Consider the following 19,303-nt stretch of genomic DNA (forward strand, 5'->3'; position numbering starts at 1 on the left):
GGCAACCAGGAGGTCCGGGAGCCGCTCCGGAGGTCCATGGCGCCGTTCTCGGGTGTCGGTTCGTTCACTCGCTTTCGCTTGCTCGCTGCCGCTGTTCCCTTGCCGACGTCCTCTAATGTGCCGGACCCTTGTTAAGTCCGTGCTGCGCGCGCGTGACGCATACGTACCAGTTCTCCGTCGGTGGGGTGGACGGCGCCAACGGCCCTGCCGCGCATGTCACTTGGCCGTGGTCTTGGCCAAGAACGCCAGCAGGTCCTGCCTGCTCACCACGCCCGTCGGCTTGCCCTCCACCAGCACGATCGCCGCGTCCGCGCCCTCCAGCACGGTCATCAGGTCCGCGACCTGCTCGCCCGAGCCGACCTGCGGCAGCGGCGCGGACATGTGCTTCTCGAGCGGGTCGGTGAGCGTCGCGCGCTGGGTGAACAGCGCGTCCAGCAGCTCGCGTTCGACGACCGAGCCGATGACCTCCGCGGCCATGACGTCCGGATGTCCCGCGCCCGGCTTCACGATCGGCATCTGCGAGACGCCGTACTCGCGCAGCACCTCGATGGCTTCGCCCACCGTCTCGTCTGGGTGCATATGGACCAGCGAGGGCAGCGCGCCCTCCTTGTACGCCAGGACGTCGGCGACGCGGGCCGCGGGCTCGCCCTCCTCAAGGAAGCCGTAGTCGGCCATCCAGTCGTCGTTGAAGATCTTCGAGAGGTAGCCGCGGCCGCTGTCGGGCAGCAGCACGACCACGACGTCGTCCGGGCCGAGCCCCTTGGCGACCTTGAGCGCCGCGACGACCGCCATCCCGCAGGAGCCGCCGACCAGCAGGCCCTCCTCCTTGGCGAGCCGGCGGGTCATCTGGAAGGCGTCCTTGTCGGAGACCGCGACGATCTCGTCCGTCACCTCGGGGTCGTACGCGGTCGGCCAGAAGTCCTCGCCGACGCCCTCGATGAGGTACGGCCGCCCGGAGCCGCCGGAGTAGACGGAGCCCTCGGGGTCCGCGCCCACGATCCGTACCCGCCCGTCCGAGACCTCCTTCAGGTAGCGGCCGGTGCCGGTGATGGTGCCGCCGGTGCCCACGCCCGCCACGAAGTGAGTGATCTTCCCCCGGGTCTGCTCCCAGAGTTCGGGGCCTGTCGACTCGTAGTGCGACCGCGGGTTGTTCGGGTTGCTGTACTGGTCGGGCTTCCAGGCGTTCGGTGTCTCCCGCACCAGCCGGTCCGAGACGTTGTAGTACGAGTCGGGGTGCCCGGGGTCGACGGCGGTCGGGCAGACGACGACCTCGGCGCCGTAGGCCCGCAGCACGTTGATCTTGTCAGTAGAGACCTTGTCCGGGCACACGAAGATGCACTTGTAGCCCTTCTGCTGGGCCACGATCGCCAGGCCCACACCGGTGTTGCCGGAGGTCGGCTCGACGATGGTGCCGCCGGGCCGGAGTTCGCCCGACTCCTCCGCTGCCTCGATCATCCGGAGGGCGATGCGGTCCTTCACCGACCCGCCGGGGTTGAAGTACTCGACCTTGGCCAGGACGGTCGCCCGGATCCCCTTGGTCACGCTGTTGAGCCGCACCAGCGGGGTGTTGCCGACGAGCTCAATCATCGAATCGTGATACTGCACGACGTTCTCCAGGTCAGGCGGGGTCTCCGCGGTTCGGCCGGACAGCCGCGCTCGTACTGCCGGTGCGACCAGCCTATTCCGCCGGGAACCCGGCGGACCCCCCGTATGGGGACGGGGGGAGTTGCGGGGCGGTCCACAACGGGCAACCAGTCAGTAGCAGGGCGTACGAGCGAGTGCGGCGGGAGGCGGGCCGGCAGATGTCGAGGTCGAGGGCGAGGGTGGCACGGCGGATCGCGGCCGCGGCGGCGTACGGCGGCGGCGGGATCGGGCTGCTGGGCGGGGCCGCGGTCGGGCTGCTGATGACCGAGGTGCAGTTGGCGAGGCGGTCCGTGGGCGGCTCGGGGGACGCGCCGCCGAACGCGGACGGGCGGTACGGGGCGGTGTTCGCGCGCCACTCGGAGCAGCGGCCGCTCCGGCTCGCTCTCGCCGGGGACTCGACAGCAGCAGGGCAGGGCGTGCACCGCCCCCGGCTGACGCCGGGGGCGCTTCTCGCGTCGGGTCTTGCGGCCGTCGCGGAGCGGCCGGTGGACCTGCGGACGGTGGCGCTGCCGGGTGCGCAGTCGGACGACCTGGAGCGGCAGGTGACGATGCTGCTCGCGGACAGCAGCCTGGTCCCGGACGTCTGCGTGATCATGATCGGCGCGAACGACGTCACGCACCGCATGCCGCCGGCGCGCTCGGTGCGGCTGCTCGCGGACGCGGTGCGGCGGCTGCGCCAGAGGAACTGCGAAGTGGTCGTGGGGACCTGCCCGGACCTGGGCACCATCGAGCCGGTCTACCAGCCGCTGCGCTGGGTGGCCCGGCGGCTGAGCCGCCAGCTGGCGGCGGCGCAGACGATCGGGGTGGTCGAGCAGGGCGGCCGTACGGTCTCGCTGGGCGACCTGCTCGGCCCGGAGTTCGCCGCCAACCCCCGCGAACTTTTCGGCCCGGACAACTACCACCCGTCGGCGGAGGGCTACGCGACGGCCGCGATGGCCGTCCTGCCGACGCTGTGCGCGGCGCTGGGCCTGTGGCCGGAGGCCGAACGCCCGGACGCGGCGCGGCGCGAGGGCATCCTGCCGGTGGCGGAGGCGGCCGCCCAGGCGGCTTCGGAGGGCGGCACGGAGGTCGCGGCGGCGGCCCCGGTCGGCATCCGCGGACCGTGGGTCCTGCTGAAGCACCGCCGCCGTCGGCGCCTGCCCACCGGCGAAGCGGCCACGGCGGAGGCGGAAGCCGAAACGGTCCGCGACACGAAGTCGTAGCCCTTCGGGCGCCGCGGAGTCATACTGGTAGCGAGCACTGAGCAAGCGCTTAGAAAAGAGGCCCTCGTCACAGCCCACAGGCCGTGACCTCTCGCCATACGTACGGGTAACTTCCCACACAGTCCTGCCGAACGTCCCGCCCGCCGCCCGACCACCGCCCCTCAACGAGGCGCTCTGCGCCGTACCTTCCCTCTGGAGCCGTGATGCCCGAAGCCGTGATCGTCTCTGCCGCCCGCTCGCCGATCGGACGGGCCTTCAAGGGTTCCCTCAAGGACGTCCGCCCGGACGATCTGACCGCCGAGATCGTCGCTGCCGCGCTCGCCAAGGTTCCGGAGCTGGACCCGCGCGACATCGACGACCTGATGCTCGGCTGCGGCCTCCCCGGCGGCGAGCAGGGCCACAACCTGGGCCGGATCGTCGCCGTGCAGATGGGCATGGACCACCTGCCGGGCTGCACGATCACCCGCTACTGCTCCTCGTCCCTGCAGACCTCCCGCATGGCGCTGCACGCCATCAAGGCGGGCGAGGGCGACGTGTTCATCTCCGCAGGCGTCGAGACGGTCTCGCGCAGCGTCAAGGGCAACTCCGACACGCTGCCCGACACCCACAACCCGCTCTTCGCCGAGGCCGAGGCCCGTACCGCGGCGCGCGCCGAGCAGGAGGGCGCGGACTGGCACGACCCGCGCGAGGACGACCTGATCCCCGACCCGTACATCGCGATGGGCCAGACCGCCGAGAACCTGGCCCGCCTGAAGGGCATCACCCGCCAGGACATGGACGAGTTCGGCGTCCGGTCCCAGAACCTCGCCGAGGAAGCCATCAAGAACGGCTTCTGGGAGCGCGAGATCACCCCGGTCACGACCCCCGACGGCACGGTCGTCGCCAAGGACGACGGACCGCGCGCCGGCGTGACGCTCGAGGGCGTGCAGGGCCTGAAGCCCGTCTTCCGGCCCGACGGCCTGGTGACCGCGGCCAACTGCTGCCCGCTGAACGACGGCGCCGCCGCGCTGGTCATCATGTCCGACACCAAGGCGCGCGAGCTCGGTCTGACCCCGCTGGCGCGGATCGTGTCCACCGGCGTCTCCGGCCTCTCCCCCGAGATCATGGGTTACGGCCCGGTCGAGGCGTCCAAGCAGGCGCTCGCCCGCGCCGGTCTTGGGATCGGCGACATCGACCTGGTCGAGATCAACGAGGCCTTCGCCGCGCAGGTCATCCCCTCGTACCGCGACCTGGGCATCGACCTCGACAAGCTGAACGTCAACGGCGGGGCCATCGCCGTCGGCCACCCCTTCGGCATGACGGGCGCCCGGATCACCGGCACGCTGATCAACTCCCTCCAGTTCCACGACAAGCAGTTCGGCCTGGAGACGATGTGCGTGGGCGGCGGCCAGGGCATGGCCATGATCATCGAGCGGCTGAGCTGACACCACGGGCCTTACGGCACACCGGCCCCATCAACCACACCGGGCCCAGCCACCACCGGGTCGTGACCGAATCTCCCCCAGGATGTGATGTATGTCCTGGGGGACTTCGTTTTAGCAGGTCAGGGTGGCTGGGAGAGGAATCGGGAGCACCGGGGGCCTGCCCATTTCGTGACGTTTTGCACTGACGGCGGGCAGCGGTCCACGACAACCTGTTGTAGGAATTCGGGGGACCTCTTTCAATCCCGGGAGTACGTCAGTGAGCGCCATGTCCCTTGCCCTGCTGCTGGCGGCTGCCACGGCCGCGGCCGTGGGCGCCGCCGCCCTGCACGCTGCGCATGGGCTGCGCAAGCAGCTCACCGCTCTGCGTGCCGAGCTCGCCACCTCGGACCGGGCGGCAGCCGCCTCCGTACCCGCGGCCCGTACGACGCCCGCCGAGGAGATACGCGCCGCCGTGGCCGACGCCCTCGCCGAGGAGCGGGAGCGGGAGCTGGCCGAGGCCCGCGCGTTCTGGGCCGCCCAGGAGGCGCGCGACGCCGCGGACGCGCCTCCGATGCTGGGCAGCCCGGGCTCACTGGGCGACGAGGTCCCGGTGTACCTGCCGCGCCAGGCCGACTTCGCGGGCCTGGAGCCGGCGCTGGGCGCCGAGGTCGCCGAGGTCCTGGAGAGCATCGACGCCGTGGACGCATCCATCGAGGCGTACGAGCAGGGCTCGGCCGCAGGAAGCCCGGCCGAGGGCGGCGGCCCGGCGGAGGCCGAGGAGTCGCCGGAGCTGGCGGCCGCCCGCCGCCGCCATCCCTCGCACCCGGCCAACTCCCACGATTCAGGCGGCTCGCCCACGGTGCCGCCGGCCGTCGCCGGCCACGACCGCACCATGTCCCGGCTCGAGAAGCTGGCCGAGGACGCCACCCCGCTGAGCGACGTGCGCCCCGGCCCGCTCGGCACACTGGACGTCTACGTCTTCGCGGACGGCACGACGATCTGCATGACCCCCGGCCACCGCGAGACGGCGGAGCAGCTGGCTCAGGCACTCCGCGAGGGCAAGGAACCCGTACTGCTGGGCGGTTCCGGCATTTCAGGCGCTTACGCCCTGACCTTCGCATACGGCGATGAGCATGAGGAGAGCGTCTATATCCTCGCGGACCGGGTCATCGCCTCGCTCTGACACCGCCCGTCGAACGGAAATCCGGCGCATTTCCGACGACACCCACCGGCCGGAGCGGACCCGGTCTAGATGCGGTCGGCCGCTTTCTCGACGAATGCCACGGCCTCTGCCAGTTCCTCGGCAGAGGCCGTACGCAAGGCTTCGGCCAAATCGTGTCCGGCGACCGCGACCTGGTCCGCAACCGCGAACATCCCCGCGTCCGGCATCGGCCAGGGCTCCTCGCCGGGGAACTCCAGGCGGTGCGCCCGCGCCGCCAACTCCCTCGCCAGCGCCAGTCCTTCCGCCGCAGCGCCGCGCTGCAGCCTGCTCTGCGGAGCCGCCCGCAGCCGGTCGGCGATTCGGTCCACGGCGGCCACCAAGGGCGTCACATCGAGCACGGCGCGAGCCTATGCGCCGACCCCTGCCTGTTGCCAACAGGCGAACACTCAGGCACGGTGTCGTGAAGGACCACTCCTGGGCCAGGTGAATGACCCAGCAATGGACGCGTCCGGAGGCGCCGATGTCCCAAGTCTTCTCCGAAGAGACCCACCGGAACCTGCTCTCCCGTATCCCCCAGTGCACCGGCCGTGAAATCTCCGACTGGCTTCGCACCGTCGACGAAGGCCCCGCCCTCTTCCGTTTCGAGGAGAAGGTCAACTGGCTGCGCGGCGCGCACAACCTCGCGTACGGCCACGCGAAGGCGATCATCCACGAGTACGACCTGCGGCGCGCCGCGCGAAAGTTGCTCTAGCAGCGCCCGCGCACACCGCCCGAGCGAGAAGGCCGAAGGGCCCGGAGGCGGCGCCTCCGGGCCTTTCGCGGTGGTCCGTGCAGTGGCTGTGTCCGTGTGGTCCCCGCACCGTCTCCGTGCGGACCCGTGCGGACGGTCAGTCGCCGCGCAGGATCGAGATCAGGCGCAGCAGCTCCAGGTAGATCCACACCAGGGTCATGGTGAGGCCGAAGGCCGCCAGCCAGGACTCCTCGCGCGGAGCGCCGTACGCGATGCCGTCCTCAACCTGCTTGAAGTCCAGGGCCAGGAAGCAGGCGCCGAGGATGACGCCGACCACGCCGAAGAGGATGCCGAGGCCACCGCTGCGGAAGCCGAGGCCGTCACCGCCGCCGAAGGCCATGAACAGCAGGTTCACCGCGGTCAGCAGCACGAAGCCGATCGCGGCGGCCATCACATAGCGGTAGAAGCGCCGGTTGACCCGGATCAGCCGGGTCCTGTACGCGATCAGCACGCCGACGAAGACCGCCATCGTGCCCAGCACCGCCTGCATCGGGGCGCCCGCGAACCGCTCGTTGATCGCGCCGCTCAGCGCACCGAGGAAGAGGCCCTCGAAGCCCGCGTACGCCAGGATCAGCGGCGGCGAGGGCCGGCGCTTGAACGCCTGGACCAGGCCCAGGGCCATCGCGACGAGACCGCAGACCACGGCGAGCCCGAGCGGCATCTCCATGAGCCATGCGACGGCCGCGCCCACGACGACGGTGCCCAGGGTGATGCCGGTCCGCATGACGACGTCGTCCATCGTCATCCGGTCGGTCAGCGGCGGCGCTGCCGGCGGCGCGCCCTGCGCGTACGGATCGGCGGTCTGGGCGTACGGGTTGCCGGACGGCTGCTGCGCGTACGGGTTACCAGGCTGCTGTGCGTACGGGTTGCCGGTGGCGTACGGGTTGCCCTGCTGAGCGGCGGCGGGGCCCCCGGCCTGCTGCGCCGCGTTGAAGCCCGCGAAGCCGTTGTCGCGGCTGAATCCCCGTCGCGAGAAGACCGGGTTGCTGCTCCTCATCTCACTCCTCCATGGCCGCCGGGCGCGACCTTGCCACAAGAGTAATGGGTGGGCAAAGAATGCACCCTAGTACCAGAGGAGGATCTTAGAGAAGAGAGGGCGAATCACCGGGGGCCGTGGAGTGCGCGCCCGGGGGATTACGGGTGCCCGCAGCCGGACTTGAACCGGCACGGCCCTTAAGGCCAGTGAGGTTTAAGCTCACCGTGTCTGCATTCCACCATCCGGGCAGGGTCCCGGACCTGCGGTCCCCCCAGGGCGCATCCAGAGCCTATCCGGGTCGATCCCCCGAACTGCGGGCGGACGGACCGATGTTGTCTTATTTTATTGGCAACTGAGGGTGCGTCAGACAAGGGGTACCTGCGGTAGGCACATGCCTGGGCGGTTGCGCACGTGCATCTGCACGGGCCCCGGAATGACGGAAAGTCGTCGCCCTTCTCAGGGGTGCCCCAGGGCCGCCGTCATCCCCAGGTAGGACCCGGCGGCGCCGGGCTACCTCCCAGGGCTTCCCCGGGAACGGGAACGTGGACTGATCCTGACGGGGATTCCGGCCACCACCATGGAAGCCGACCATCCGGACCACGTCCCGACAGGAGACAGACCCGTGCCCCTCTCCCCCACCGGCTTCCCGACCGCCGCCCGGGCCACCACCACCGCGGTGGCCGCCCGCGCCACGGACCTGACGAAGGTGTACGGCCAGGGTGAGACCCAGGTGGTCGCTCTGGACAGCGTGTCCGTCGAGTTCCGGCAGGCCGAGTTCACCGCGATCATGGGTCCTTCCGGCTCCGGCAAGTCGACGCTGATGCACTGCGTCGCGGGCCTCGACTCGATCTCCTCGGGCTCCGCGCGCATCGGCGAGACCGAGCTGACGGCGCTGAAGGACAAGCAGCTCACCCGTCTGCGCCGGGACAAGGTGGGCTTCATCTTCCAGGCATTCAACCTATTGCCGACGCTGAACGCGCTGGAGAACATCACCTTGCCGATGGACATCGCCGGCCGTAAGCCCGACCGTGCGTGGCTGGAGAAGGTCATCGACACAGTCGGCCTGTCCGGGCGGCTGAAGCACCGGCCGACGGAGCTGTCGGGCGGTCAGCAGCAGCGCGTGGCCGTGGCCCGCGCGCTGGCGGGCCGACCCGAGATCATCTTCGCGGACGAGCCGACCGGCAACCTCGACTCGCGCTCCGGTGCCGAAGTGCTGGGCTTCCTCCGCAACTCGGTCCGGGAGCTGGGCCAGACCATCGTGATGGTCACCCACGACCCGGTCGCCGCGGCGTACGCGGATCGCGTCGTCTTCCTCGCCGACGGCCGGATCGTCGACGAGCTGTACGGGCCGACGGCCGACGCCGTCCTGGACCGTCTGAAGGCGTTCGACGCCAAGGGCCGGACCAGCTGAGCCGGCGCGCACGACCGACCACCACCGGCCCCATCTCCCAGGACTGACACAAGCCCATGTTCCGTACTGCCGTGCGCAATGTGCTCGCACACAAAGCCAGGCTGCTGATGACCGTGCTCGCCGTCATGCTCGGCGTCGCGTTCGTCTGCGGCACGCTGGTCTTCACCGACACCATAGGCGAGGCCTTCAAGAACAAGTCGGCCAAGAGCTTCGACAAGGTCTCCGTCGCCATCCAGTCCACCAACTCCTACGCCGAGCCGTTCGACACCGGCCAGCAGGCGAAGCAGGACCCCGTACTCACCGACCGGCTGCTGAAGAGGATCGAGGACCTGCCGGGCGCCGAGTCCGCGACCGGAACCATCTCCGGCTTCACCGCGCTCGCCGACAAGGACGGCAAGCTGGTCGGCCAGGGCTGGGGCAGCAGCGGCGCCAACTACTACCCCGGCGCCGGTGGCGAGGACTACCGCTACAGCTTCACCGACGGCCGGGCTCCCAAGGCCGCCGACGAGATCGCCATCGACAGCCGCACCGCCGAGCGCACCGGCTACAAGACCGGCGACACCGCGCGCGTGTCCACCGACGGCCCGGTGATGAAGCAGAAGATCACCGGCGTCTTCGACACCGACGACGGAAGCGTCGCGGCCGGCGGCAGCCTCGTCCTCTTCGACAACGCCACCGCCCACAAGGTCCTCGGCACCGGGGGCGAGTACCACGAGATCACCGTCCAGGCCGCCCCCGGAACCTCCGACGCCGCGCTCAAGACCGCGGCCGAGAAGATCCTGCCGAAGGACACCGAGGTCACGACCGGCAAGGTGCTGGCCGACGAGCAGGCCGCGCAGATCGCCGACCAGACGAAGCAGTTCGGCCAGGTGTTGCTGTACTTCGCCGGAATCGCCTTGTTCGTCGGCGTCTTCATCATCGCCAACACCTTCACCATGCTGGTCGCGCAGCGCACCAAGGAGCTGGCCCTGCTGCGCGCGGTCGGTGCCTCCCGCCGCCAGGTGACCCGCTCGGTCCTCCTGGAGGCGCTCATCGTCGGCCTGGTGGCCTCGGTGACCGGCTTCGTGCTCGGCCTCGGCATCGCCGTCGGGATGCGCTCGGGCCTGGGCGCGTTCGGCGCCTCGCTCCCCGACGGCCCGCTCGTCATCGCCCCGAGCACCGGCGTCTACGCCCTGCTGGTCGGCGTCATCGTGACCATGCTCGCCGCGTGGCTGCCCGGCCGGCGGGCGGCGAAGATCCCGCCGGTCGCGGCGATGAACAGCGTGCACGCCACGCCCACCACCCGCAGCCTCGTCGTACGCAACAGCATCGGCTCGGCCATCACCGCACTCGGCACGGCCCTGCTCTTCAACGGTGCCTCGGGCTCGGGGAACACGTACCTCGCGGGCGGTGCGCTGTCCATCCTCATCGGCGTCATCGTGCTCACGCCGCTGCTGTCCCGCCCGGTCATCGCGGCCGCGGCCCCGCTGCTGCACCGCTTCGGCGTCTCGGGCAAGCTGGCCCGGCAGAACGCGGTCCGTAACCCGCGCCGTACGGCCGCCACCGCCGCCGCGCTGATGATCGGCCTCACCCTCATCACCGCGATGACGGTGCTCGCCACCTCCATGCAGGGCGCCATCAACAAGATGGCCGTGGGCTCCCTGAAGTCCGACTACACCGTCAGCATGGCCAACTTCACCCCGCTGTCCCCGGACGTGCGCAAGAAGCTGGACACACTGCCCGACGTCGAGACGAGCAGCCCGCTGCGCACGGCGTACGGCGAGGCCGACGGCGTGGCCACGGAGATCTCCGGCGTGGACCCGGAGTCCATCGACGACCTGCTGGGCCTCGAGTTCAGCAGCGGCTCGTTCGACGGCCTGACGGGGAACGGCGCGCTGGTCGACCAGAGGACGGCCGACCGCAAGAACCTCAAGGCGGGCGACAGTTTCCCGTTCAGGTTCGAGGACGGGAAGACCACGACCCTGAAGGTCGCCGGGGTGTATGAGGGCAACGACATGATCCAGGGCCTCTTCGTCCCCACCCCCGTCGTGGACAAGCACCTCGACAAGGTCACGGACCGGCAGGTGCTGGTGAAGATGAAGGGCGGTGCGTCCGACGCGGCCGAGGAAACCCTCGTCAAGGCCCTGGGCGGGAACCCGGCCATCGAGGTCAAGGACAAGCAGGCCACCAGCGACGAGATCGGCAAGCAGATCAACCTGGTGCTGAACATGCTGTACGGGCTGCTGGCGATGGCCGTGCTGATCGCGGTGCTCGGGGTGGTCAACACCCTGGCCATGTCGGTCTTCGAGCGGAAGCACGAGATCGGGATGCTGCGGGCGATCGGCCTCGACCGGGCGAAGGTCAAGCGGATGGTCCGGCTCGAGTCGGTCGTGATCTCGCTGTTCGGCGCGGTGCTGGGGATCGGCCTGGGAATCTTCCTCGCCTGGGCGGCCGGGACGTCCATCGCGAAGTCGGTCTCGACATACGCGATGACGATCCCGTTCGACCGGATCGCGGTCTTCCTGGTCCTGGCGGGCCTTGTCGGCGTACTGGCCGCGCTGTGGCCGGCACGGCGGGCGGCCAAGCTCAACGCCCTGGAGGCCATCAAGGCGGAGTGATCTCCCCGGGCCCATTCGTGATCTCGCCCGCCCGGGCTCCGTGCGCCCGGGCGGGCGGGGTCATGACTGCGGTGGGGCGGACGGAGGGCTAGCCCCGCCAGTCCCTGGTGCGAAGGGGGATTCCGGACGTGCCGGACTCCGGGGTGCGGACGGCCAGGATCTGGTTGACGCCGATCCGGTTCCGCTCGAAGGAGACCGCGGAGGCGGCCATGTAGAGCTTCCAGACGCGGGCACGGCCCGGGGAGCTGAAGCGCACGGCCTCGGCCCAGTCCGCCTCCAGGTTCGTCACCCACTGGCGCAGCGTCAGCGCGTAGTGCTCGCGGATGGCCTCCACGTCGCGCACCTCGAATCCGGCCTCCTCCAGGAGCGAGACCGTGGTGCCGACGGGCGCCAGTTCCCCGTCGGGGAAGACGTACGCGTCGATGAACTCGTCGACGTGGTAGCTCTCTTCGTTTCCCGGGTCCAGCGGGCGCCGCGCGATCTGGTGGTTGAGCAGCCGCCCGCCGGGCTTCAGCAGGGAGTGCAGGCTCGCCGCGTACTCCCGGTACTGGGCGGAGCCGACGTGCTCGGCCATGCCGATGGAGGAGACCGCCTCGTACGGGCCGTCGCGCACGTCGCGGTAGTCCTGGACCCGGATCTCGACCCTGTCGGTGAGGCCCTCGTCGGCGATGCGCTTGCGGGCGTACGCGGCCTGCTCGGTGGAGAGCGTGATGCCGACGGCCGCTGCGCCGTACTCGCGCGCCGCGTGCAGCACCATCGAGCCCCAGCCGCAGCCGACGTCCAGCAGCCGGTCGCCCGGCTTCAGCGCGAGCTTGCGGCAGATGAGGTCGAGCTTGGCGCGCTGGGCGTCCTCGAGCGTCGCCCCGTCCTCCCAGTAGGCGCAGGAGTAGACCATGGACGGGCCGAGCACGCGCTCGTAGAAGTCGTTGCCGACGTTGTAGTGGTGGCTGATGGCGGCCTTGTCGCGGCGCGGGCTGTGCAGGACGCCGCGGCGGCGGCGCACCTCTTCGCGGGGCGGGGCCGGCGGGAGGCCGGCACCGGCGAGGGCGATCAGCTCGCGGGCGGCGGCGCGCAGCCCGGGGTCGCGCAGGGCGGCGGCAGTGGTGAGGGCGCTCCGGCCCTTACCGGTAGCCGGATTGCGCTCCCAGAAGAGGCCGGCGAGCCGGTCGAGCGCCTCGTACACGTCGCCCTCGATATCGAGTTCGCCGGCGACCCAGGCACGGGCGAGGCCGAGCTCACCGGGCCGCCACAGCAGGCGGCGCAGGGCGCGGCGGTTGTGGACGACGAGGGTGGGGGCGCCTGGCGGGCCTGCCTCGCTGCCGTCCCAGGCGCGGATGCGGACGGGGAGCGGGGCTCCCAGCAGTTCCTCGGCAAGAGCGGTGAGCCGCGGCGCGGCTTCGGCCATGTCGTACACCTCCATGACGGCGGAATCGACGGGGAGGACCTTCACCTACGTAAACCCAACGGACACGTTTCGCAGTCCAGTTCTCACGTAAGAGAACGGTAAAACCCGCAAATATCCATACGCCACGGTGCGGTGGTGAAACACCGGAAAGGGGCCCGCACCACCCCTCACCTCGCCGGGGAGGCCGCTCCACGCCGGGAGTTCGCCTGGTCGGCGCCAGGTCGGAGGAACGGCCTCGCCGACCGGCCGGAAACACCCGAAAGGGCGCCCGCACCACGGATGGCGGGCGCCCTTTCGGGATCAGGTGAGTACGACCTCGGCTGCGGTCAGCCGGCCTTGGCCTTCTCCGACTTGCCGGCCGGGGCCGGCGCTGCGGAGACCGGGCGGGCGGCCTCGTAGAACTCCTCGCGCGGCTTCTCCATCGCGCCGAGCGAGACGACCTCGCGCTTGAGGAACATCGCAAGCGCCCAGTCCGCGAAGACCCGGATCTTCCGGTTCCAGGTCGGGACCGCGAGGCCGTGGTAGCCGCGGTGCATGTACCAGGCGAGGCGGCCCTTGAGCTTGATCTTGGCCTTGCCCAGGACGATCATCGCGACGCCCTTGTGCAGCCCGAGACCGGCGACCGCACCCTTGTTGGCGTGCTTGTACTCCTGCTGCGGGAAGCCCCGCATGCCGGAGATCACGTTGTCGCCGAGGATCCTGGCCTGGCGCAGCGCGTGCTGGGCGTTCGGCGCGCACCACTTGCCCTCGCCCGCGGCGAGATCCGGGACCTGGGCGTTGTCGCCCGCGGTCCAGATGTAGTCCGTGCCCTTGACCTGGAGCGTGGGCTCCGCGTCCACGTGGCCGCGCGGGCCGAGCGGCAGGCCGAAGCGGGCCAGCGCCGGGTTCGGCTTGACGCCCGCGGTCCACACGATCGTGCTGGAGTCGACCTCGAGCCCGTTCTTGAGCACCACGTGGCCGTCGACGCACGACTCCATCGACGTGTTCAGGTAGACCTCGATGCCGCGCTTCTTGAGGTGCTCCAGGCCCCACGTACCGAGCTCGGGGCCGACCTCCGGGAGGATCTTGTCGGCGGCGTCGACGAGGACGAAGCGCATGTCCTCGCGCTTCACGTTCGTGTAGTACTTGGCGGCGTCCCGCGCCATGTCCTCGACCTCGCCGATGGTCTCCGCACCGGCGAAGCCACCGCCCACGAAGACGAAGGTCAGCGCCTTGCGGCGGACGTTCTCATCGGTGGTCGAGTCGGCCTTGTCGAGCTGCTCGAGGACGTGGTTGCGCAGGCCGATGGCCTCCTCCACGCCCTTCATACCGATGCCCTGTTCGGCCAGGCCGGGGATCGGGAAGGTGCGGGAGACGGCGCCGAGGGCGACGACCAGGTAGTCGAAGGGCAGCTCGTAGGCCTCGCCCACGAGCGGCGCGATCGTGGCCACCTTGCGGTCCTGGTCGATGGTGGTGACGCGGCCGGTGAGGACCTCCGCCTTGGGGAGCACGCGTCGCAGGGGGACAACGACGTGGCGAGGGGAGATGCTGCCGGCGGCGGCTTCGGGAAGGAAGGGCTGGTACGTCATGTACGAGCGCGGATCGACGACCGTGACGGTCGCCTCGCCGTACCGCATCTTCTTGAGGATGCGGCGCGCCGCGTACAGGCCTACGTACCCACCGCCTACTACGAGGATCCTGGGACGCTCCGTGGTGCTCATGTTTCGAGTATCCAGCACCCCCCATAGGGGTGCTCGTGAGCCCCTTCACAAGCATCCCCGGCACCTCTGCTACACTCCGCCGCCGCCGTGACCGAGGCCATAGCGCGGGTGGGGAACCACGGTATAGGGGAGGGCATCGAGTACGGCCCCTGAACTGGCCTTGTGGACAGCCGTACGACTGGACCACCGGCACCGTACACGGGGCCGCAACACCCCAGAAATGGCGCGTCCCTGCGATTGGGCGGCCGGACGGGCCGTTGATCCGGGCTTTGGGAGCCTCCGAGGCCGCGATCGGCCCACTTTTTCATGTGAAGAGTTTCACGAAGTTTTTTCGGCGGGGGCCCGGGACGGCATCTCAGACCAGGCTCCAGGCGATGCCGTCGAGGATGTCGTGCTCGCTGACGACCACCTCCCGGGCCCCGGTCCGCTCCATGACGGACAGCAGAACGAGGGCTCCCGCGGCGATCACATCCACCCGGCCCGGGTGCATCACCGGGATCGCGGCGCGCTCGGCGTGCGTCGAGGACAGCAGGTTCCCGGTGATCTCCCGGACCTGGTCCAGGGAGATCCGCGAGTGGTGGATCGCGGCCGAGTCGTAGGCGGAGAGGCCGAGGGCGATGGCCGCGACAGTGGTGACGGACCCGGCGAGCCCGACGAGGGTGCGCGCCTCGGAGAGCGGCACGGTCTCCTCGGCGAGGTCCAGGGCCGCGGCGATGTCCGCCTCTATGGCGGTGACCTGGCCGAGCGTCGGGGGGTCGCTGATGTGCCCGTCCCGTACGAGATGACGCTCCGTCATCCGGACACAGCCGATGTCGACGGAGCGCGCGGCCCGCACGTGGTCGTCCCCGACGACGAACTCGGTCGAGCCGCCGCCGATGTCGACCACCAGATACGGCTTCTCGAAGTGGTCCCGGCCTGCCAACTCCTTGGTGGCGCCGGTGAAGGAGAACTCCGCCTCCTGGTCGCCGGTGATCACCTCCGGCTCGACACCGAGGATGTCCACCACGCCGCGCACGAAGTCCTCGCGGTTCTCGGCGTCGCGGGAGGCGGAGGTGGCGACGAACCGGGTGCGGTGGGCGCCGAGTTCGCGGATGACTTCCGCGAACTCGCGGCAGGCGGCGAAGGTGCGGTCGAGCGCCTCGGGCGCGAGCCGCCCCGTGCGGTCGACGTCCTGGCCGAGGCGGACGATCGTCATCCGCCGGTCGAGCTCCTTGAGATCGCCGGTGGCGCCCGCGCCGGAGGCGCTATCGAGCACAGTGACGTCCGCCACGAGCAGGCGGATCGAGTTGGTGCCGCAGTCAACGGCCGCGACGCGTGTCATGCGCACTCCTGCAATCGTCGGGGGGCGGGGGCGGGGCCGGGGAACATCACGCTTCGCCGGTGCACGGGGTCACGCAGGGGCCCTTGCGCCACCACTCGGGCAGCATCGCGATGGCCTCGTCCCCGAGGGGGTTCACCCCGGGGCCCGCGGCCAGGGAGTGCCCGACCAGGACGTGCAGGCACTTCACCCGGTCCGGCATGCCGCCCGCGCTCGGGAAGCCCTCGAGCACCTCGATGGCGTCCCGGCGCCGGATGTAGTCCTCGTGCGCGGCGCGGTACGCGGCGGCCAGCTCCGGGTCCTCCTTGAGCCGGGCCGTCATGTCCTTCATGACGCCGTCCGCCTCCAGCGTGCCGATGGCGGAGGCGGCGCGCGGGCAGGTCAGGTAGTAGAGCGTCGGGAAGGGAGTGCCGTCCTCCAGGCGCGGCGCGGTCTCCACCACGTCGGGCAGCCCGCAGGGGCAGCGGTGCGCGATGGCGCGCAGCCCGCGCGGCACGCGGCCCAGCTGCTCGCCGATCGCCTCGATGTCGGCGTCGGTGGGCGGGGTGGGGTCGGTCTGGGGAGGGGGCGTTTCCATGCCTGCGGGGGTTCTCTTCTTCGGCTCGGATCGGTTCGGTCAGGAGGCGGTTCGGGTCGGTTGTCGGCCGGGAGCGGACCTGGCTCAGTCGCGGGCGTCGACGCGGTCGACGCCGTCCCAGAGGTTGCTGTACCAGGCGCGGTCGGCCCTGCCCTGTCCCTTGGGGCGGCTGCTGTCGTACGTACTGCCGTCGACCACGGTGTAGCCGGTCTCGCCCGGCCTTATGAAGTGCAGGTGCTCGCGCGCCTGCCGCTCCACGTACGCCGGGTCCTGCCAGCGCGCCTTCTCGTCGCGCAGCTTCTCCACCGCCTTGCGCGCCTGCTCGGCCTGCCGCTGCTGCTCGGCGATCTCCGAGCGCTGGGACACCCACTGCCGCATGGGGTAGGCGAGGGCGACGACGAGCGAGCAGACGACGAGCGCGAGCAGCGCGGCGCGGCCGGTGAGCCGGCTGCGGCGCGGGGCTCTGCGGGCCTGGGCCCGGTAGACCCGGGCGGCCGCCTGCTCGCCGAGCGCCTTGAGCCTGGTCGCGGTGGAGAATCGCTCCCGGTCCGCGCCCACGTCGCCTCCCTGCTGTCACGAACGTACGTCCCCGGCCACGGTACGGGACCGCCGCCGGGGACGTACGAAGGACTGGCTGCCTTTGAACTCAGCCGCGGGGCTCAGCCCGTGCGGCTCAGCCCTTGAAGCGGGGGAACGCGCTGCGGCCCGCGTACACCGCCGCGTCGTCGAGGATCTCCTCGATGCGCAGCAGCTGGTTGTACTTGGCGACGCGCTCGGAGCGGGCAGGGGCGCCGGTCTTGATCTGGCCGCAGTTGGTGGCGACGGCCAGGTCGGCGATGGTGACGTCCTCGGTCTCGCCGGAGCGGTGGGACATCATGCACTTGAAGCCGTTGCGCTGGGCGAGCTCGACGGCGTCGAGGGTCTCGGTCAGGGAGCCGATCTGGTTGACCTTGACCAGCAGGGCGTTGGCCGTGTTGTTCTCGATGCCGCGGGCGAGGCGCTCCGGGTTGGTGACGAACAGGTCGTCGCCGACCAGCTGGACCTTGTCACCGAGCTGCTCGGTGATGGTCTTCCAGCCGTCCCAGTCCTCCTCGTTCAGCGGGTCCTCGATGGAGACCAGCGGGTACGCCTCGACCAGCTCGGCGTAGTACGCGGTCATCTCGGCGGCGCTGCGGGACTTGCCCTCGAACTCGTAGGAGCCGTCCTTGTAGAACTCGGTGGCGGCGACGTCGAGCGCGAGCGCGATGTCCTGGCCGGGCTGGAAACCGGCCTTCCTGATGGCCTCGACGATCAGGTCGAGGGCGTCGCGGTTGGAGTCGAGGTTCGGGGCGAAGCCGCCCTCGTCGCCGAGGCCGGTGGACAGGCCCCGCTCCTTCAGGACGGACTTCAGGGTGTGGTAGACCTCGGCGCCCCAGCGCAGGGCCTCGGAGAAGGACTCCGCGCCCACGGGCGCGATCATGAACTCCTGGATGTCCACATTGGAGTCGGCGTGCGAGCCGCCGTTGAGGATGTTCATCATCGGGACCGGCAGCAGGTGGGCGTTCGGTCCGCCGAGGTAGCGGAAGAGCGGCAGGTCGGACGCCTCGGAGGCGGCGTGCGCGACGGCGAGCGAGACGCCGAGGATGGCGTTGGCGCCGAGCGAGGACTTGTCCGGGGTGGCGTCCAGGTCGAACATCGCCTGGTCGATCAGCCGCTGCTCGGTGGCGTCGTACCCGACGAGCTCCGGGCCGATCTGCTCGATGACGGCGAGCACGGCCTTCTCCACGCCCTTGCCGCCGTAGCGGTTCTTGTCACCGTCGCGGAGCTCGAGGGCCTCGAACGCTCCGGTGGAGGCACCGGAGGGGACGGCGGCACGACCGGTGCTGCCGTCGTCGAGGCCGACCTCGACCTCGACGGTGGGGTTGCCTCGCGAGTCGAGGATCTCCCGGGCTACGACGACGTCGATGGACGGCACGAGCATCTCCTTCTGGGATGTGACGCTGGAATCGCAGGGACTGTGGATCTCTGTGGATCGCTGTCTCTGCGGCACGAGCCTAACCGCCCCAGGGGCATCGGTTGGCCTTCGCCCGCCCGGCGAGACGAAAAGGCCCCCAAAGGTCCGCAAAGCGGGCCTTTGGGGGCCTTGAGCGCGGGCTCGTACGGGCGGGACTCAGCTCAGCTGCAGCTGCTGGCCCGGGTGGATCAGGTCCGGGTCGCCGCCCACGACCGCCTCGTTCGTCTCGTACAGCTCGGGCCAGCCCCCGTCGAGCGAGTGCTCTTCGGCGATCTCCGACAGGCTGTCGCCCGGCCGGACGGTGTAGTCGCCGCCCTTCCCGGCGCGGCCGGAGTCGCCGCCGCGGGAGGCGTGCCCCTCATCCTCGCGGCCCTCGGCGCCCGCACCGGCGTCGCCGCCCCTGCCGTCCTGGAGTTCCTCGTCCGCGGGCTTGCCGCGGTGCTTGCCGGCGCCCGAGCCGTCGGCCGGGGCGGAGGCGCCGGACCCGTCGGGCTTCTCGTACGAGCCCCCGGAAGGCTCGCCGGAGTCCGCACTGCCGCCCGTACGGTCCTCCGTACGGCCGTCCGAGCCGCTGCCGCTCGTGCCGTCGGCCTCGTCCGGACCGTCGGTGGGCGCCTGGTCCCCGGAGTCGGGCACGAGGGAGTCGACCGTCCCCGGGAGATCGATACCGGGGTTCACGTCCGGGTCGGCGCCGTCCTCGGTGAGCCCCGCGTTCGTCGCGCAGTTGGGCCACGCCTCGGGGCCCTCGGCGGCGAGCACCTTCTCGGCGACGGATATCTGCTGGGCGCGGCTGGCGAGGTCGGCGCTCGGCGCGTAGTCGCGGCCGCCGTACTGCTCCCAGGTCTCCTGGGTGAACTGCAGCCCGCCGAAATAGCCGTTGCCGGTGTCGGCGCTCCACATGCCGCCGCTCTCGCACTGCGCGACCCGGTCCCAGGTGTCGGTGTCCGCGGCCTGAGCGCCGCTCGCGGCCAGCAGCGGCATGGCGATCGCCGAGCCGGTCACCCCCGCTGCGACGAAGATGGCCGGAGCTTGACGGGGGCGGCGGTGCCGACCGGTCCCGGAACGCATGCGGTTGCCTTTCGTGCGACAGGTGGTGCGAGAGGTGCATGAGCTGCGGCATGAAAG

The 19,303-nt window shown here is 70.7% G+C and carries 16 protein-coding genes and 1 tRNA gene; 6 read left to right on the forward strand and 11 right to left on the reverse strand.

Translation table 11 applies throughout. The annotated features are described in order from the left end of the window. Positions 1–216: 216 nt before the first annotated feature. On the reverse strand, positions 217–1,605 hold the full coding sequence (locus tag ACTWQC_RS03480; RefSeq protein WP_443314000.1) for a cystathionine beta-synthase: 1,389 nt from the start codon (positions 1,603–1,605) through the stop codon (positions 217–219). 197 nt (positions 1,606–1,802) lie between these two features. Between ACTWQC_RS03480 and ACTWQC_RS03485 the strand changes: the two genes are divergently transcribed. The 3 genes from ACTWQC_RS03485 to ACTWQC_RS03495 all read left to right on the forward strand — a co-directional run bounded on the left by ACTWQC_RS03485 (position 1,803) and on the right by ACTWQC_RS03495 (position 5,432). Beyond that, on the forward strand, positions 1,803–2,846 hold the full coding sequence (locus tag ACTWQC_RS03485) for an SGNH/GDSL hydrolase family protein (protein ID WP_443314001.1): 1,044 nt from the start codon (positions 1,803–1,805) through the stop codon (positions 2,844–2,846). A 203-nt stretch (positions 2,847–3,049) separates the two neighbouring features. Next, positions 3,050–4,270, forward strand: coding sequence for an acetyl-CoA C-acetyltransferase (locus tag ACTWQC_RS03490; protein ID WP_443314002.1), 1,221 nt, complete (start codon positions 3,050–3,052; stop codon positions 4,268–4,270). Between the two features lie 265 nt (positions 4,271–4,535). After that, positions 4,536–5,432, forward strand: a complete 897-nt coding sequence (locus ACTWQC_RS03495) for a hypothetical protein (RefSeq protein WP_443314197.1) — start codon at positions 4,536–4,538, stop codon at positions 5,430–5,432. A gap of 65 nt (positions 5,433–5,497) precedes the next feature. Here the strand turns inward: ACTWQC_RS03495 and ACTWQC_RS03500 are convergent, their stop codons facing one another. Further along, complete coding sequence (locus ACTWQC_RS03500; protein ID WP_443314003.1) at positions 5,498–5,809, reverse strand: hypothetical protein; 312 nt, start codon at positions 5,807–5,809, stop codon at positions 5,498–5,500. A gap of 122 nt (positions 5,810–5,931) precedes the next feature. Between ACTWQC_RS03500 and ACTWQC_RS03505 the strand changes: the two genes are divergently transcribed. Continuing rightward, on the forward strand, positions 5,932–6,162 hold the full coding sequence (locus tag ACTWQC_RS03505; RefSeq protein ID WP_443314005.1) for a DUF4287 domain-containing protein: 231 nt from the start codon (positions 5,932–5,934) through the stop codon (positions 6,160–6,162). Between the two features lie 136 nt (positions 6,163–6,298). On the opposite strand, the gene ACTWQC_RS03510 is transcribed toward ACTWQC_RS03505, so the two are convergent. After that, positions 6,299–7,198, reverse strand: coding sequence for a Bax inhibitor-1/YccA family protein (locus ACTWQC_RS03510; protein WP_443314006.1), 900 nt, complete (start codon positions 7,196–7,198; stop codon positions 6,299–6,301). A gap of 144 nt (positions 7,199–7,342) precedes the next feature. Further along, positions 7,343–7,425, reverse strand: a tRNA-Leu gene (locus tag ACTWQC_RS03515). 374 nt (positions 7,426–7,799) lie between these two features. On the opposite strand from ACTWQC_RS03515, the gene ACTWQC_RS03520 reads away from it, so the two are divergent. Next, positions 7,800–8,588, forward strand: coding sequence for an ABC transporter ATP-binding protein (locus ACTWQC_RS03520; RefSeq protein WP_443314007.1), 789 nt, complete (start codon positions 7,800–7,802; stop codon positions 8,586–8,588). A 56-nt stretch (positions 8,589–8,644) separates the two neighbouring features. After that, entirely contained in the window at positions 8,645–11,185 is a 2,541-nt protein-coding gene (locus tag ACTWQC_RS03525; RefSeq protein ID WP_443314008.1) for an ABC transporter permease, read from the forward strand. An 88-nt stretch (positions 11,186–11,273) separates the two neighbouring features. Here the strand turns inward: ACTWQC_RS03525 and ACTWQC_RS03530 are convergent, their stop codons facing one another. The 7 genes from ACTWQC_RS03530 to ACTWQC_RS03560 form a co-directional block, all read right to left on the reverse strand. Further along, entirely contained in the window at positions 11,274–12,590 is a 1,317-nt protein-coding gene (locus ACTWQC_RS03530) for a class I SAM-dependent methyltransferase (protein ID WP_443314198.1), read from the reverse strand. Between the two features lie 326 nt (positions 12,591–12,916). Continuing rightward, positions 12,917–14,290 (reverse strand): NAD(P)/FAD-dependent oxidoreductase, encoded by a 1,374-nt coding sequence (locus ACTWQC_RS03535; protein WP_443314009.1) that lies wholly within the window; start codon positions 14,288–14,290, stop codon positions 12,917–12,919. 355 nt (positions 14,291–14,645) lie between these two features. Beyond that, the gene (locus tag ACTWQC_RS03540) at positions 14,646–15,611 is read right to left on the reverse strand and encodes a Ppx/GppA phosphatase family protein (RefSeq protein ID WP_443314010.1); all 966 of its coding nucleotides are present in this window, start codon (positions 15,609–15,611) and stop codon (positions 14,646–14,648) included. Between the two features lie 46 nt (positions 15,612–15,657). Next, positions 15,658–16,185 carry a DUF501 domain-containing protein gene (locus ACTWQC_RS03545; protein WP_443314011.1) on the reverse strand — a complete coding sequence of 176 codons (528 nt, stop codon included), beginning with the start codon at positions 16,183–16,185 and terminating at the stop codon, positions 15,658–15,660. An 84-nt stretch (positions 16,186–16,269) separates the two neighbouring features. Beyond that, positions 16,270–16,743 (reverse strand): FtsB family cell division protein, encoded by a 474-nt coding sequence (locus ACTWQC_RS03550; RefSeq protein ID WP_443314012.1) that lies wholly within the window; start codon positions 16,741–16,743, stop codon positions 16,270–16,272. Between the two features lie 115 nt (positions 16,744–16,858). Next, entirely contained in the window at positions 16,859–18,139 is a 1,281-nt protein-coding gene (gene eno / locus ACTWQC_RS03555; RefSeq protein WP_443314013.1) for a phosphopyruvate hydratase, read from the reverse strand. A gap of 195 nt (positions 18,140–18,334) precedes the next feature. Continuing rightward, positions 18,335–19,246, reverse strand: a complete 912-nt coding sequence (locus ACTWQC_RS03560; protein WP_443314014.1) for a transglycosylase family protein — start codon at positions 19,244–19,246, stop codon at positions 18,335–18,337. Positions 19,247–19,303 lie beyond the last annotated feature (57 nt).

It is taken from the genome of Streptomyces sp. 8N616, assembly GCF_052246385.1.
Lineage (GTDB): Bacteria > Actinomycetota > Actinomycetes > Streptomycetales > Streptomycetaceae > Streptomyces.

Excerpts from the sequence above, each read along its gene's own strand:
- ACTWQC_RS03505 (WP_443314005.1), top strand. The coding sequence starts at position 5,932 with ATGTCCCAAGTCTTCTCCGAAGAGACCCACCGGAACCTGCTCTCCCGT.
- ACTWQC_RS03525 (WP_443314008.1), top strand. The coding sequence starts at position 8,645 with ATGTTCCGTACTGCCGTGCGCAATGTGCTCGCACACAAAGCCAGGCTG.
- ACTWQC_RS03540 (WP_443314010.1), bottom strand. The coding sequence starts at position 15,611 with ATGACACGCGTCGCGGCCGTTGACTGCGGCACCAACTCGATCCGCCTG.
- ACTWQC_RS03490 (WP_443314002.1), top strand. The coding sequence starts at position 3,050 with ATGCCCGAAGCCGTGATCGTCTCTGCCGCCCGCTCGCCGATCGGACGG.
- ACTWQC_RS03545 (WP_443314011.1), bottom strand. The coding sequence starts at position 16,185 with ATGGAAACGCCCCCTCCCCAGACCGACCCCACCCCGCCCACCGACGCC.
- ACTWQC_RS03495 (WP_443314197.1), top strand. The coding sequence starts at position 4,536 with ATGTCCCTTGCCCTGCTGCTGGCGGCTGCCACGGCCGCGGCCGTGGGC.
- ACTWQC_RS03510 (WP_443314006.1), bottom strand. The coding sequence starts at position 7,198 with ATGAGGAGCAGCAACCCGGTCTTCTCGCGACGGGGATTCAGCCGCGAC.
- ACTWQC_RS03485 (WP_443314001.1), top strand. The coding sequence starts at position 1,803 with ATGTCGAGGTCGAGGGCGAGGGTGGCACGGCGGATCGCGGCCGCGGCG.
- ACTWQC_RS03560 (WP_443314014.1), bottom strand. The coding sequence starts at position 19,246 with ATGCGTTCCGGGACCGGTCGGCACCGCCGCCCCCGTCAAGCTCCGGCC.
- ACTWQC_RS03535 (WP_443314009.1), bottom strand. The coding sequence starts at position 14,290 with ATGAGCACCACGGAGCGTCCCAGGATCCTCGTAGTAGGCGGTGGGTAC.
- ACTWQC_RS03530 (WP_443314198.1), bottom strand. The coding sequence starts at position 12,590 with ATGGCCGAAGCCGCGCCGCGGCTCACCGCTCTTGCCGAGGAACTGCTG.